Source organism: Actinomyces sp. HMSC065F11 (assembly GCF_001813085.1).
In the GTDB taxonomy this organism is placed as follows: Bacteria; Actinomycetota; Actinomycetes; order Actinomycetales; family Actinomycetaceae; genus Gleimia; species Gleimia europaea.
The window spans coordinates 96,409-111,514 of record NZ_KV811472.1; the positions used below are offsets into that span (position 1 = coordinate 96,409).

General features: G+C 58.0%; 14 protein-coding genes. 1 reads left to right on the forward strand and 13 read right to left on the reverse strand.

What is annotated here, in order from left to right:
* Positions 1-68 precede the first annotated feature (68 nt).
* From trmD to rpsP, 4 genes are all read right to left on the reverse strand, one after another.
* On the reverse strand, positions 69-1,457 hold the full coding sequence (gene trmD / locus HMPREF2891_RS06200) for a tRNA (guanosine(37)-N1)-methyltransferase TrmD (protein WP_070664570.1): 1,389 nt from the start codon (positions 1,455-1,457) through the stop codon (positions 69-71).
* Between the two features lie 5 nt (positions 1,458-1,462).
* Positions 1,463-1,963 carry a ribosome maturation factor RimM gene (gene rimM / locus HMPREF2891_RS06205; RefSeq protein ID WP_070664489.1) on the reverse strand — a complete coding sequence of 167 codons (501 nt, stop codon included), beginning with the start codon at positions 1,961-1,963 and terminating at the stop codon, positions 1,463-1,465.
* Between the two features lie 77 nt (positions 1,964-2,040).
* Positions 2,041-2,280 (reverse strand): RNA-binding protein, encoded by a 240-nt coding sequence (locus HMPREF2891_RS06210; RefSeq protein WP_034510729.1) that lies wholly within the window; start codon positions 2,278-2,280, stop codon positions 2,041-2,043.
* Positions 2,280-2,786, reverse strand: a complete 507-nt coding sequence (gene rpsP / locus HMPREF2891_RS06215) for a 30S ribosomal protein S16 (RefSeq protein ID WP_070620546.1) — start codon at positions 2,784-2,786, stop codon at positions 2,280-2,282. The genes HMPREF2891_RS06210 and rpsP overlap by 1 nt, the downstream gene beginning before the upstream one ends.
* 294 nt (positions 2,787-3,080) lie before the next feature.
* On the opposite strand from rpsP, the gene HMPREF2891_RS06220 reads away from it, so the two are divergent.
* On the forward strand, positions 3,081-4,082 hold the full coding sequence (locus HMPREF2891_RS06220) for an inositol monophosphatase family protein (RefSeq protein ID WP_070620548.1): 1,002 nt from the start codon (positions 3,081-3,083) through the stop codon (positions 4,080-4,082).
* On the opposite strand, the gene HMPREF2891_RS06225 is transcribed toward HMPREF2891_RS06220, so the two are convergent.
* From HMPREF2891_RS06225 to dhaK, 9 genes are all read right to left on the reverse strand, one after another.
* Positions 4,079-5,263, reverse strand: a complete 1,185-nt coding sequence (locus tag HMPREF2891_RS06225; RefSeq protein WP_070664491.1) for an amidohydrolase family protein — start codon at positions 5,261-5,263, stop codon at positions 4,079-4,081. The genes HMPREF2891_RS06220 and HMPREF2891_RS06225 overlap by 4 nt on opposite strands.
* Positions 5,263-6,837, reverse strand: coding sequence for a signal recognition particle protein (gene ffh, locus HMPREF2891_RS06230; protein ID WP_070664493.1), 1,575 nt, complete (start codon positions 6,835-6,837; stop codon positions 5,263-5,265). Before ffh ends, HMPREF2891_RS06225 begins: the two co-directional genes overlap by 1 nt.
* 55 nt (positions 6,838-6,892) lie before the next feature.
* Positions 6,893-8,137, reverse strand: coding sequence for a signal recognition particle-docking protein FtsY (ftsY, locus tag HMPREF2891_RS06235; RefSeq protein WP_070664495.1), 1,245 nt, complete (start codon positions 8,135-8,137; stop codon positions 6,893-6,895).
* A 79-nt stretch (positions 8,138-8,216) separates the two neighbouring features.
* Positions 8,217-8,516 (reverse strand): hypothetical protein, encoded by a 300-nt coding sequence (locus HMPREF2891_RS06240; RefSeq protein WP_070664497.1) that lies wholly within the window; start codon positions 8,514-8,516, stop codon positions 8,217-8,219.
* Positions 8,517-8,612: 96 nt separating this feature from the next.
* Entirely contained in the window at positions 8,613-12,101 is a 3,489-nt protein-coding gene (gene smc / locus HMPREF2891_RS06245) for a chromosome segregation protein SMC (RefSeq protein ID WP_070664499.1), read from the reverse strand.
* 34 nt (positions 12,102-12,135) lie between these two features.
* Positions 12,136-12,594: a nucleoside-diphosphate kinase gene (ndk, locus tag HMPREF2891_RS06250; RefSeq protein ID WP_034500621.1), complete on the reverse strand. Its 459-nt coding sequence runs from the start codon at positions 12,592-12,594 to the stop codon at positions 12,136-12,138.
* Positions 12,595-12,705: 111 nt separating this feature from the next.
* A complete protein-coding gene (gene dhaM, locus HMPREF2891_RS06255; RefSeq protein WP_070664501.1) occupies positions 12,706-13,377 on the reverse strand; it encodes a dihydroxyacetone kinase phosphoryl donor subunit DhaM in 672 nt (223 codons plus the stop codon).
* Positions 13,367-14,002, reverse strand: a complete 636-nt coding sequence (dhaL, locus tag HMPREF2891_RS06260) for a dihydroxyacetone kinase subunit DhaL (RefSeq protein WP_070664503.1) — start codon at positions 14,000-14,002, stop codon at positions 13,367-13,369. Before dhaL ends, dhaM begins: the two co-directional genes overlap by 11 nt.
* A 4-nt stretch (positions 14,003-14,006) precedes the next feature.
* A complete protein-coding gene (gene dhaK, locus HMPREF2891_RS06265) occupies positions 14,007-15,008 on the reverse strand; it encodes a dihydroxyacetone kinase subunit DhaK (protein WP_070664505.1) in 1,002 nt (333 codons plus the stop codon).
* Positions 15,009-15,106 lie beyond the last annotated feature (98 nt).

Here is a 15,106-nt window from a genome sequence, read left to right on the forward strand (position 1 = left end):
GGCGCAGAGGAGCAACCGTGCAGGCAACCCATCTCCTCCTACTAGGCCACTAAATCCAGCGAGACGCTCTACACGGCTCGGGTCATTACCACGTCAACGTTACGAATATCCCCGACCATGAACACGCGCTTACCCGAAGTAACGAATCCGTGCCTGCGGTAAAACTTCCGCGCCCGTTTGTTCTCCTTGGCCGTGCCCAGCACGAACTCAGTGCCCTTTACAAGCGGCTTCGCATCCTCAATCGCGGCCTCAAAAATTCCGCCTGCAAGCCCCGAGCCTCGCCACTTCTTCGTCACGTAAAGCTTGGAAATGTAAGTGGGTGCAGGCTCTATCTGGTCAGCAGGAATATCGCTTGGATAGTCGCCATCCTCGTACATGATGACCAGGGTGTACGCCTCTATCCGCCCGTCTATTACAGCCACTAAAACACGACAATGCGGGTCCGCCAGCCACGAGGCAACGACCTCACTCGATAAATTATTCGCGATATGCTCAGCCTGAGCCTGCTCAGTGATGTATGCCGGGCACGCATCCGGGAACGTGGCGGCTGCAACCCTCGCGATCTCATCAGCCTCCGAGGCTACAGCGGAGCGAATCATCACCCTCTGCCACGCTGAACCGTCACGCGGCGCGATCCATCCAAACCGAGTCAAAACCTCGCGATCCTCCACCGAAAGGGTTTGTGGATTCGTTTTATCGATGAGGTCGGGCCGCACCCGCACTGTCTTAGCGAGAGACTTCTCCCTCCTCCACGACTCTATTTGTGCATGGTTACCGCCCATCAGTACGTTCGGCACTTCGAGTCCGCGCCACTCTTGAGGCCTGGTATAAGAGGGATATTCGAGAACGTTTCCTTCGAACGACTCTTCGTCCAAAGATTTCGGATTACCCATGAACCCATCGAGTAGACGCGCTACCGCCTCCACGAGCACGATCGCGGCCACCTCGCCGCCATTCAGAACGTAATCACCAATGGAGTACTCAAACACCTCCACGCCTGGCGTGCCCGCGTAATAATCGACGACGCGCTGATCAATACCCTCATAACGACCACAGGCAACCACAATTTGATCGGCGGAGCACAGGCTCTCCACATCCCGCTGTGTCAAAGGTTTTCCCGAGGGGGTCGGAACTGCCAAAACTCGGCGTGCTGCGCGCGGATTATCCTCACTGTCACTTACGCCGGCGGAACTGTCTAAAGGCAAATCACCAGCGGCATCTGCTACGCCGGTCTGGAGGATTTCATCCAGCGCCCTCCCCCAAATATCGGCGCGCATCACCATGCCCGCACCGCCACCATACGGCGAATCATCAACCGTGCGATGGCGATCCTGCGTCCAATCTCGCAAATCGTGAGCAACAATCTGTACCGCACCCGAATCCTTCGCTTTGCCCATCAGTGACAGATCCAGGGCATCAAAGAACTGCGGGAAAATAGAAACCAAATCAAACCGCACGGTGCTCACTCCTCATCATCAAATAGGCCGCCCGGCGGATCAACCACGATAGTGCTCTCGTCTAGCAGTACCTCAGGCACGATCTGCCTCACAAATGGCACCAAAACCTCGCGGCCACCGTAATCCACCACCAGCAGGTCCTGCGCGGCTCGGGGCACAAATCGAGAGACAACACCGCGAGGCTCTCCCCCAACCGTGCGCACCTTCAAACCCGTCAGCTCGTGGGGATACCACGCATCATCCTCGTCCAGCACATCACCAGCGTCAATCAATAATCGAGCGCCACGAAGCGCTTCCGCGCCCGTTCTGTCCTGCACCTCTTCAAACTTGACCAGCATACGGCCCTTGTGAACGCGAATCGACTCCACCGTTAGAACCCCATGCGAGGCCGTGTCAAACTGTGCGCCTTCAAAAAAGCGCTCCTGCGGAGAATCCGTACGCAAATCCAGCGCAACTTCTCCCTTAAGAGAATGCGCCGGCCCTACAACCGCAACCAAAAGTTCCATGAACACCCACCGCTTCAGCTCAAAATATGACTTGGGGCGGTGTGGACAAGCGCCACACCGCCCCAAAATCGAAATAACTAATCCCGATCAGTATCTATGACATCAACCCGGACCGGGCCCTTAGTAGACAGAGCCGACATGACCGCACGAAGTGCGCGAGCCGTCCGCCCATTTCTACCAATGACGCGACCCAGATCATCCGGATTAACGCGAACCTCCAAAAGCTGTCCGCGTCGCATAGACCTCGAGCTCACCTCGACATCATCAGGATTATCAACAATCCCACTGACAAGATGTTCTAGGGCATCAGCTAGCATTAGGCGTCCTCTGCCTCAGCAGCGGCTTCAGCTTCTGCCGGAGCCTCTTCCGCAGCTTCCGCTGCAGCTGCCTCAGCGGCCGCTTCTTCCTCAGCCTTCTTAGCAGCAGCGGCCTCGGCCTCTGCCTTCTGCTTCGCTTCAGCAATAGCTGCCTTACGCTTGATCGCTTCTTCCTCCGCAGCCTTAATAGCCTTCGCGGCGGCCTCTTCATCCGCAGAAGCGTACTTCACGCGCGAAACCGGGTTCTTAACACCCTTGTGTGCAGCGAGATCACCGGTCAAACGGAGCAGGTTGCGAACCTGGTTGGACGGCTGAGCACCGACACCGAGCCAGTACTGAGCACGCTCGCCCTTAATCGAAATGTGCGACGGCGTACGCGTCGGATCGTAGGTGCCGATCTCTTCAATCACGCGACCATCGCGCTTCTTGCGCTGATCAACGACAACTACACGGTAGAACGGTGCGTGGACCTTGCCCATGCGCTTTAGTCGAATACGAACTGCCACTTTAGTGGTCACTCCTTGATTTATTAGGGTGGACCCAAACCGCTATCGGGGGTTACACAAACAGTGGTTAGAATCCTGGACGCGAAGAACTACGGTAGAGAGGGGTCCGCAGACTTCGAGTACAACGCTCCATTGTGCCAGAAAACGAGCCAAAAAGGGAAGTGTATTTGACCTAAGTAGGCAGGATTTATCGTGCGATTGGTCACGGCACTCCCTCGCAAGCTACGTCGCAACGCATAGCGCAGGGAACTCTTCCCAAAATAGTGAGAGCATGGGTATGAGCGAAAGGACATCATGAGCACTGAACAATACCGGTTGGACAATCCGCCAAGAATCGTCGGCCTCGACCCTGAAACCACGCGAAGCCTGCAGCGGGGCGATCTAACCCACGAACTTGCACTTATGTGCCGAGTTGCAGCAACCGCAGTGGGACCATACCTGCTGGCTTCAAGGGTTAAACTCGACGCTGCAACCACCGAAACCAAAGCGAACTTTCACGATCCAGTCACGCCTTACGACAAAGCTGCCGAGACCGCGATCAGTGCCCTCCTGGGCAGCTTCATCCCCGGCTCGCTCAAGCTCGGTGAAGAGCACGGTGAAGAAATCCTGCCCGGCGGTACCCCCAGTGACTTCCCCGATGAGATCCCTATCGTAGAGCCTGATTTTCACGTGGACGCACGGTCACTGGCCTCGCGCGTGAAATGGATAATTGATCCCATTGATGGCACCGCGAACTTCGCCGCTGGATTCCCCTACTTTGGCACATCCGTCGCAGCCTCCCTCGACGGCGAAATCGTAGCCGGAGCCATTACCGTTCCCTACAACAACGAAGTGTTCTGGGCCAACGAAACTGAAGGCTGGATTGAACGCGGAGATGACTTCTACGCGCTAAAGTCCGGCAACATTGAAGGCAGCAAGACCATTACGGCCGAGAGCGAAGCGCTGCTCCTCACCTACTTCCCCACCGTATCTGAGGTGAAACAGTTCCCGAACCTAGCAGCGCAGGGACTAACCGATCTGCTATCCACCTTCCGCGCCATACGCCGCCCGGGAGCGTGCGCCCTTGACCTCGCCCAAGTTGCCGCTGGTCGCGCAGGAGCCGTCTTCGCCACGCGAATCAAACTGTGGGACATTGCAGCGGGCGTCCATCTGGTGCGAGTAAGTGGCGGACACGTGGACCAACGTGACCTCGGAAACGAAGCAACGGGCACGCAACCGGCCATTGCCGCTACGTCCGCGGGTCTCAAATCTGAGATGCTTGCGAACCTACTGGATCAAGTGCAATCCCAGTATTAGAGGCTCTCGACGCGCTCTACGCCTCGATAAAACACATGTGTTGGTCGTTGCAAGACCTCAACGTTTTGACCCGGGTCAGCATCAAACATTACGAGGTCAGCGTCGGCGCCCTCATGCAGTCCAGCCGCGCCAAGGTACTCGCGGGCCTTCCACGTTACTAAATCGACAATTTGTGACGGGGCAAGGCCCATCGTGCGCCACATCGCAACCTCTTTTGCTACCTCGCCGTGCGCCTGATACCCACCCGCATCCGTGCCGGGAAGCAACTGCACTCCAGCATCGATAAAACTCCCCAGAGTAGCCTCATGGCGCTCCCACAAATCCGTCATAGTTTGCGCGTACACCGGGTATTTCTTGCTCCCTGCTCGTGCGAACTGCGGGAACAACGCCACCTGCATCAGCGTGGGCGTAACCGCGATTCCCATTCGGGAGGCCTCCTGCACATGTTCGGGCCTCATTCCAGTGCCATGTTCAATACAGTCCACCCCGGCTTCGAGAAGGCCATCAATTGCCTTTTCACTAAACGAATGGACCGTTACCCGCGCCCCTACCTCATGTGCGGCTAACACGCCTTCCTTTAGCGCCTGCGCATACCACAACGGATCTAGATCTGAGTCCGCCCCGTTTGATCGGTCGATCCAGTCGGCGACTACCTTCACCCAGCCAGTACCCGCCCGCGCCTGGGCCTCCATCACGGACGGTAACTGCGCATCCGAGGTCTCGATCGCATACCCGCGAATGTAACGCTTGTGCTTAGCGATATGCCTGCCCGCCCGCAAGATGGTGAGAGCATCAAGCCGCCCATTGATCCACGAGTTGTCACCAATCACGCCGCAATCGCGCACCAGGAGCACGCCCGCATCGCGGTTGGCGTGAGCCTGAGCAAGCATCTGCTCGCCCGTGGTCTGCCCCTGCGGCCCTATCCCAATATGACAGTGAACATCCACCAGGCCGGGAGTTACCCATACGTCATCAAAATCATTAGCCACGCCCGCCCGGCTGAACTCACCACCGAGGCGGTGAATCTTCCCATCTCGCACCTCAAACGTGCCGCTAACCCACTCGTGAGGGCCAGCGGTTGAACTCATCTCACGCTCGAAACATGCCGCCTCGCCGGGCGTAAGGGAAAACTCCCCGACCTTCGGGGAGTTTTGCCAAAGCACGTGGCCAGAAAACCTCATTAGCCGCCAAATCCGCCCAGCATGCGCTTAACGTCATCCGGTAGATCATCCATTGTGGGACGAGGTGCTTCCTGCTGCACGCCAAACGCGGACCCCTGACGCTGTTCCTTTGGAAGCATCGCCTTCAGTTCCTGCTGGCGACGCTTCGCCGGATTGCCCGATACTCCAGACTTCGAGCGCTTCTTAGACTTCTTTGGCTGACGAGCGCCGGCCCGCTTGCCCGCACCCGGCAGGTTCCCCATACCGGGGAAGCCACCCATACCGGGCATTCCACCGCCGGCCCCCATGCGCTTCATCATTTCGCGTGCGGCCTCAAAGCGCTTAACCAACGAATTGACTTCCGCAACTGTGGTGCCCGAACCAGCCGCGATGCGACGCCTGCGAGAACCATCGAGCACCTTGACGTTGTTACGCTCAGCAGGCGTCATCGACCTCACGATCGCTTCAATGCGTGACACTTCCCGCTCGTCAAAGTTCTCCAGCTGCTCACGCATCTGCCCCGCTCCCGGCATCATTCCAAGGAGCTTCTTCATCGAACCGAGTTTGCGCACCTGCTGTAACTGGTTCAGGAAGTCATCCAGCGTCAGCTCACCCGACATTGCCTTGGCAGCAACATCCTCGGCCTCACGCTGGTCGATCTTCTTCTCAGCCTGTTCGATAAGGGTGAGAATGTCACCCATATCGAGGATTCGCCCGGCCATGCGGTCCGGGTGGAAACGCTCGAAGTCCTCCAACCCTTCGCCAGTGGATGCGAATAGGATCGGCTGACCGGTAACGCCACGCACCGACAGCGCTGCACCACCGCGCGCATCGCCATCAAGCTTGGACAGAACGACACCCGTAAATCCAACACCGTCACGGAACGCAACCGAAGTTTGTACCGCATCCTGACCGACCATGGCATCCAGAACGAACAGGATCTCGTGCGGATTCACGGCGTTACGAATATCGCGCGCCTGCTGCATCATCTCTTCGTCAACGCCCAGGCGGCCCGCCGTATCGACGATTACGAGGTCGAATCCATTCTCAATCGCATAGTTGAGGCCCGAACGAGCAACCTGCACAGGGTTGCCCACTCCATTACCCGGCTCCGGGGCCCACACTTCAACACCGGCACGCTTACCAATAACCTCAAGTTGGGTGACAGCGTTTGGACGCTGTAAGTCCGAGGCCACGAGGAGGACGCGCTTGCCTTCCTCCTTCATCCAGTGGCCTAGCTTGCCAGCCAGCGTGGTTTTACCAGCACCCTGCAAACCAGCGAGCATGAACACCGTGGGGCCGCGCTGAGCAAAGTGAAGCTCACGCGTTTCACCACCCAAGACCTCCACAAGCTGGTCGTGAACAACGCGCACAACCTGCTGGCCCGGATTCAGTCCCTTCGTCACGGTGATGCCGCGAGCTTCCTCACGAACCTTCTTAGTGAACTCGCGAACTACGGGCAGTGCGACGTCCGCGTCAAGAAGGGCGCGGCGAATCTCTGACGCGGTTGCATCAATATCCGCATCGGTGATCACGCCTTTGCCGCGAAGTTTGCGGAAAGAATCTGTTAGACGATCAGAGAGGTTTTGAAACACGTTATTGATCCTGTTTTCGAAAAGTTACTGCATCCTACCTTAACCGATGAGGAGCTTAGCCAACGATTGCATCCACGAAATCTTCGGGGCTGAATGGGGCCAGGTCGTCCGCACCTTCGCCCAAGCCCACAAGCTTCACCGGCACTCCAAGCGCCTTCTGCACCGAAACGACAATGCCGCCCTTAGCTGACCCGTCCAGCTTGGTAAGAACCACACCGCTCACGTCAACAACTTGGGCGAAAATCTCCGCCTGGCGCAAACCGTTCTGCCCAGTGGTGGCGTCTAGAACCAGTAGCGTTTCAGCGATTGGCCCCTGTTTTTCCATGACTCGCTTCACCTTGCCGAGCTCGTCCATCAACGTGGACTTATTTTGCAAACGCCCCGCGGTGTCCACCAAAACCACGTCCACCGCGTCCTCACGTCCGGTCTTTATCGCGTCAAATGCGACCGAGGAGGGATCTGCCCCCTCAAGTTCAGAGCGAACAGTCCCCACGCCCACGCGCTCGCCCCAAGTGGTGAGCTGTTCAGCAGCCGCTGCACGGAAGGTGTCGGCCGCACCGAGGAGGACGGACTTATCCTCTGCGACGAGGAGGCGGGCCAACTTACCCACGGTTGTGGTTTTCCCAGTGCCATTAACACCAACCACGAGCACCACGGCCGGGTGCGTACCCGTCTCAGTCTGAACGGGCGCGAGATTCAAAGAGCGGTCCATGCTCGGATCCACGGCGGCAAGAAGCTCCTCGCGCAGTAGCGTGCGCACACGCTCCGGATCGGACGTGTCCTCAACCTTCACCTTTTGGCGCAGGCCCTGCATGATCTGATCCGTAGTGTCGAGGCCAAGATCAGCCATGAGGAGCGTGTCTTCAAGTTCCTCCCAGTCTTCCTCGGACAGATCACCGCGCGAAAGAATACCGAGGAGGGCAGAACCGATGCGTCCCGAACCGGCAAGACGTGAGCGCAGGCGATGCATGCGGCTGGGGGCCGACTCAGGTTGATCAAGTTCGCCTGCTGGAGCAGGCTCCTGTTCCAACGTGGAGGCGGCATCCGCTGGTTCGCTCTCAACAGTCTCCGGCTCGCCCTGGGTTTGCGGACCTGCGGGGACCTCACTTTCAAGTTGTTCCGTCTCTACCCGGTCAGTTTCGGCTTCGGGCTTTGCCTCAATCTGCGGCTTGCGTGGCGCTGGTGGCAGTTCTTTATTGCGCGAACGTGATACCGCTACTGCGCCACCAACAGCCAGGAGTCCAACGAGGATCCACACCAAATACATGTTGGATCCGAGAAAATCTAGAAATGCGTCCATGCATTAATGATTACGCACCGGAGCGCCGTTCACCAATAATAAGCGCCACAAAATACCGTCGTGGCTACGTAAAAGTGACCTAGTCGTCAGAGGGAGTGGGCCGCTGTTCAAGGCTTGGCAGTTCCTCTGCCCGCAGATAAGCGGACCCCTCACGCCCCTCTTTCTTAATCACAGCTTCAAGCGAGGACTTACGCGGCGTCACCGGATCTGGCTTTTGCCCTTCATTATCAGCCTGCTTCCACTCACTCGTTGTCTTCTCGAGGTGAACCTGCCAGTCTGAAACAGATCTGCGAGTAACCAGAAGTACCACAAGGACGCCCACCGCAAGCGCAAGGATAACGGTCAGCGTGACAAAAATGAAGAAGGCCGGTTGTAGCACTCTTCTAGGGTGCCAGATCCAAGCAGATACGCAATAGAAAACACGAATTATTACGCAGTTGTGACCAACACACTACCAGCGGTCGGTAACGACCACTTAGCCGTTTGACTCTGCTTGCGCCTGCTTCGTGTCTGCAAGCTTGGATGAAACCACCTGCGTCATACCCGCACGCATAGTCACACCGTAAAGCGCGTCTGCGATCTTCATGGTCCTCTTTTGGTGCGTGATGATAATCAGCTGCGAATCCTGCTGCAATTCCTTGAAGATCGTGATCAAGCGTGACAAATTCACGTCATCAAGGGCGGCTTCAACCTCATCTAGCACGTAGAACGGGGACGGACGCGCCTTGAAAATGGCGACGAGGAGGGCGAGCGCGGCAAGCGAACGTTCTCCACCAGACAGCAGGGATAGGCGCGTAATTTTCTTGCCCGCGGGGCGCGCTTCGATCTCAACGCCTGTCTCCAGCATGTTCTGTGGGTCCGTGAGGACGAGTTTGCCCGACCCTCCGGGAAAGAGGGTTGCGAACACGTGCGTAAACGCCTCTTGGGTGTCGAGGAAAGCCTGGGTGAATACCTCTTCAACTCGCTGGTCCACTTCGTCAACGATGCCCAGCAGGTCGTTCTTGGATTCCGTAAGATCACGTAGCTGGTCAACTAGGAACTGGTGGCGTTTAGAGAGAGCCTCGTGTTCTTCGAGGGCTAGTGGATTGATTTTGCCCAGCCGATCCAATTCGCGTTTAGCGCTGCGCAGACGTTTTTCTTGCTCGACGCGCACGTACGGGTAAGGATCTTCTGCAACCACAAGGTTGTGCGGGCCGAACTCGTCAATAAGTTGCTCGGCCTCAAGTGCGAGCTCGTCGCGTGCTCGCGTGACCGTGTGCTCGTACCGCAAGGCAACTTCCTGTAGCGCGATCTCATCGCGGTGCGCAGCGTCCGTGATTTCGAGCAGACTGGCACGAATCTCGTCCACCTCATGACGAGCGCTTGCTGCCGCCTCGGATGCTTCGGTGCGTTCGCTCTCCGCTGCGCGAAGCTGCTGACTGGCCTCTTCTAGTGCGGCTTCGGCAACGCGGATCGGAGCCGCGATCCGATCACAAATGTCACTCAGGCGCTGATATTCGCGTTTGCGCGCAGCTTCGCGTCGTTCATATTCAGTGAGGTCGGAACGGGCTTTCGCAACTTGCTGGCGCAGGGAGCGGGCACGATCACGCACTCGGCGCGTCGTTTCTTCGAGTGTTCGAATGTCGAGGCGGGTCGCAGTTTCTTTGGCACGCGCTTCGCGCGCTGCTTCTTCTAGCTGTTCTGCTTCTTCCCGAGCCTGTGCGGGATCCGCAACCTGTGGGAGCGCCTGCGCCCCCGCCTGCTTAGCTTCGGCTTCAACGAGGCGCTCACGGGCTCGTTCCACGCCCTCTTCGATCTTTTTCAAAGTGGTGGCAAGGCGTTCTTGTTCCCCCTGCGCAGCCCGCAAACGAGAACTGGCACGCGCCCGCACCTCCATAGCCTTCGCCCGCTCTGAGTCGGCCTTGCGCAGAGCCTGCAACTGCTCGTTTGCAACCTTGAGCGAAGCGTCGTAACGCTCGCGCGCCTCCTTCAGTTTTTGCGAGACAACCTCCAGCTGTTCGCTTGCGGCATCGGCGCGCCGGCTCGCATCCTCGTAGTCGGCGTGGCGGGCCAAAACCGACGCGTGGTCGGAACCCGAAGTAAGTACCGAAACCGGGGTGAAAACATCTCCCGTTCGAGTGGCAACCTTTGTCACCAGCGGATTTTCAAGGGCGCGAATGGCCTCCCTCCCGTCCTCGCACACCACCGCTCCGGCTAGCAGCGTGTTAATGAGACCTTGCACGCGCTCACCCTGAACCACGTCAACAGCCCTGGTCCAGCCCTCGATGGTTACGGGCTCCACGCTCTGTTCCAAGGCCGCGACCATTCGGCGGCGTCCGCCCGAGTCCACAAACTGTAGAGAAAGACCCAGGTCTGTGATCACCGCGGCATCGGTAAATGGATCCAATAGTGCGGTAATCGCATTTTCCCAACCCGCACTGGTAGAGATAAAACTGGCCAAAGATCCGAGGACCTCCGGATGCTCAGCATCCAGTAGCTCCGCGGTCTCGTCCGCCGGCTGCAGGGACTGTGCCAATGTGTCGCGCCGAGCCGTCCAAGTGGCGCGCTCGGACTGGGCTTCTCGCTCCTGCGTGAGCAAACGATCAACTAGGTCGCGCGCCTCATCTCGGGCCCGCACTGCGTCCTCATGCGCGTTTGCCATCTGGTCGTCAGCCTGAACCTCTTCAAGGCCTTCCATTTCGGCGCTTGCGAGCTTCGTTCGCTCCGCGGCATCCGCAACCGCATTTTTCATCCGTTCAACTTCGCCAGCGCGTGATGCCAGCGCCTGTTTTGCCGCATTCACGTCGCCAATCAGCCTTGCAATATGCTCGCGTCGGTTCGACTGCTCGGCTTCCAAATGACGCACCTCGTCGAGCGCGGTGCGCGCGGCGGCTTCGGCCTCTTCTCGGGCTTTGATTATATCGGCAAGCTTCTGTCCAGACGCCTGCACCTGTTCGAGCAGGTCCGCGTCCTCTTCATTTGCCTTTGCTGATTTTTGATCAAGATCCACGAGGTCGAAGTTTGGTGCGGGTAGCGGCTGCGCAACGCCTCGCATGCGTTCGTTAGAGACCGATGACAGTGTCATTAGCGAGGCGTGCGTGGTGGATAGCTCTTGCCACAACCGCGTGAGTTCCTGGGTGCGAGGGGTACCGAGGCGAGCCAATTGCTCCGCCTCATTTAGACGTGCTTTAGCGGCATCCAACTGCTCGTTAAGCACCTTCTTGCGGGCGTTCGTTGCCTCTTCGCTGGCTCGCCCCGCGTCGAGCCGTTCTTTCAAACTCGCGAGGTCATCGGCCAATAGTCGGGCCTGCGCGTCGCGCGCCTCGGCCTGGATCACACCGGCCTTACGGGCAGTTTCAGCCTGTTTGGCTAGGGGACGCAACTGACGGTGAATCTCATTAGTAAGATCACGAACACGAACGAGGTTGCCCTCCATCGACTCCAGCTTGCGCAGCGCCCGCTCTTTGCGCTTGCGATGCTTGAGCACGCCCGCGGCCTCTTCAATGAAACCGCGCCTCTCCTCGGGCCCGGCTCCTAAAATCGCATCCAGCTGGCCCTGACCCACAATCACGTGCATCTGCCGCCCCATGCCGGTGTCGGACAGGAGCTCTTGAATGTCTAGCAAACGCACTTGAGTACCGTTGATCGAATACTCGGACCCACCGCCTCTAAACAGCGTTCGCGAAATGGTGACTTCGGAGTAGTCGATCGGAAGGGCGCCATCGGTGTTATCGATAGTTAGAGACACCTGAGCGCGCCCCAGTGGGGCGCGCTCAGAAGTTCCGGCGAAGATAACATCTGCCATCTGACCGCCGCGAAGGTTTTTAGCTCCCTGCTCGCCCATAACCCAGGCGAGGGCATCTACAACGTTTGACTTACCAGAGCCGTTAGGCCCGACCACACAGGTGATGCCGGGCTCAAGATTCATGGTCGTTGTCGAGGCAAACGACTTGAATCCACGAATGGTAAGAGTTTTTAGATGCACGCCTCAAAGTTTAGGCGAAAAATGAGCGAAAACGTTATTCTTTCCAAACAAGTTCGGGGAACCACAGTGCGATTTCACGGTCTGCGGATGCCGGCGAGTCAGAGCCGTGAACAATGTTCTCCACGTTACCGGTACCCCAATCTCGACCGAGATCACCGCGGATGGTGCCGGGCGCTGCGAGCGTCGGGTTGGTGTTACCCATGAGGTTACGCATGCCTTCAATCACGCGATCGCCTTCAACGACCATCGCAACAACGAGATCAGACTGCATGTACTCCAGTAGATCCTTGAAGAAGTGCTTTTCCTTATGCTCGAAGTAGTGATCTTGCAAGAGCTCTTCGGAAGCGTGCTTGATCTTCAAACCCTTTAGTTGGTATCCCTTAGCTTCGATGCGGCGAATCACCTCGCCGGTGAGGCCGCGCCTGAAACCATCCGGCTTCACAAGGACGAGGGTGTGCTCTTTATTTGCATCGAGCTGTTCCGGACTAGGCATTTGCCTTCCTTTCCATTGACTTCCGTGTCAAAATCGATTCTACGACAATTTATCTTGACGTAAAGAGAAACCGGGTTGTTACCGCAGTTCCTCGGCCTGTTTGTCGGTGTTTCACTCCGGCATTGACTCAAGTTTTTGCACGAGGTCGCTTACAGCCCTCTGGGCGTCAGCGCCGCTAGCGCGCACGGTTACGGTCTGCCCCTGTCGAACGCCCAGTGCCATGAGCGACATGACTGAAGCTGCGTCTGCCCCATCGATGGTGACCTCCGCATCGTAGTCGCTAACAAAACGTGCGACGAGGGCAGCTGGGCGGGCATGCAGTCCATCCGGGTCTGCTATTGCTACCTCGGCCTCACACACGTCCTCCCCCAAGGGTTTTGTCTCCGACTCAGTGAAAGTACCCCACGTTTTAGCAGCGTCACGAACAGCCTTAACAACCCCCTCGGCGTCGGCGCCCTGCTGGGCTGCAACCGCCCCCGCTACCGCACCTTCAACCAGTGGGCCGTCGGCAAAATATGCCGGCTCGTCGTCAAGAAAGTCGAGCACCGACTCAACCGTGAGCGTTGCCGAGCCGAGGTCGGTGAGTAATACTACGGGACCATCGGCTACGAGTTCTTGAACCGCGGCATCTACCTTGTCGAAGGAGGTTCCGATGTTCCCATCTTGAAGCCCCCCTGCCGCACGGATTACGATGTCCGGAGCCATCTGTGCCGCAACTTCAGCGACGCCCTGCGCAAGTTTGTCCGAGTGCGAAACGATTACAAGGCTGACCTTAGTAGACATCGATCGCCGCCACGGCCTGTTCAAGGATGATCGCAGACGATATCGCACCTGGATCAAGGTGCCCAATGGAGCGCTCCCCCAGGTATGAGGCGCGTCCCTTCGTTGCCTTCAATGGCTTCGTAGCTTCAGCGCCTTCTCGCGCAGCCAACGCGGCTGCTCGGAGAGCTTCAACGCCATCCCCGCCCGCGGTAGCAACCGCGCGCGCCGCCTTAGCCGCCGGCGCCCAGGCATCAACCATGGTCTTTTCGCCCTCTTGCGCCTTACCTCGGGTCTGAACACCCAGCAAAGCCGCCTCGAGGAGGTTTGCAACAGCAATCGCGTCTAGATCCTGCTCGCCGGTTGCCGCCTTGGCCGCACGAAGGAACGCGGTTCCATACAGGGGCCCGGCAGCTCCTCCAACGGTAGACATCAAGGTTTTGGCAACTAGTTTCAACACCGACTGAATGTCTTCCGTATCTGTAGCGGCGAGCGCTTTTTCAACCGCGCTAAAACCTCGATCCATATTTTCACCGTGGTCGCCGTCGCCAATCTGGCGATCCAGGTCAATCAGTTCAAGACGCGCCCCAGCAATCGCCTCGGCGCTCTTTTGGATCCAGGCCAAAGCCCAGTTCACATCTAAGCTCACTTGCTTACATCCCTTCTCGGTATCCCGCTGTTAGCGCGGGCGCGTCAAACAGCTCTAGCATTTCATCATTTACGCGCAGTAGCGTAAGTGAAGCGCCGGGCATGTCCAGGCTGGTCACGTAGTCTCCAACCAGCGTACGCTCAGCAACAATGCCATCAGCCTTGAGAAGCTCGTGGACCTTGCGGTTCACGATGTATAGCTCAGACAGTGGCGTGGCGCCCATCCCATTTACGAGGACGATTACGCGATCTCCTTGCGCAAACGGCAGGTCCGCACGTACCTTCTCGTACAGCTCTGCGGTGAGCTCGTCCGCGGTCTTCATCTCGGTACGACGGTATCCGGGCTCGCCGTGAATACCGATACCCATTTCCACCTCGGTATCGCCAAGGTCAAAGGATGGCTTACCCGCGTGCGGAACCGTGCAGGGCCCAAGAGCCAGGCCCATGGAGCGCATGTTGTCATTCACTTCGTTGGCGATTCGCGTTACCTCGTCCAGGTTGTCGCCGCGTTCTGCCGCGGCTCCTGCGATCTTCTCAACCAGCATGGTGCCCGCCACGCCGCGCCTACCCGCCGTGTACAAAGAGTCTTCCACCGCAACGTCATCGTTGATAATCACGGTGCGAACCTCGATATCGTCCATTTCGCAAAGTTCAGCAGCGGTTTCAAAATTCAAGACATCGCCCGTGTAGTTCTTCACGATGTAAAGCACGCCGGCCCCGCGATCCACCGCGCGAGTAGCCGCCTCGATCGGGTCTGGAGTTGGCGAGGTGAACACAGCGCCGGGCACCGCCGCGTCCAACATTCCGTGGCCAACAAAACCACCGTGCAACGGCTCGTGTCCGGATCCTCCGCCAGAAACGAGAGCGACCTTGCCCTCCTCCTTTGGCTGTGCACGCAAAATATAGTCTGGGTCGAAGTGCACATCAACCAGATCGGAGTGCGCCAGCTGGAAGCCTTCCAGAGACTCGCGAACCACTTCATGCACGTCGTTTACAAGCTTTTTCATACTTCCTCCAAGCACGTCGGTTAGATTCAGGTCTCTCCAATTCTTACATACGAAAAGCGACCTGCACCACAGAATTGGCGTGCAGGTCGCTTTCGTTT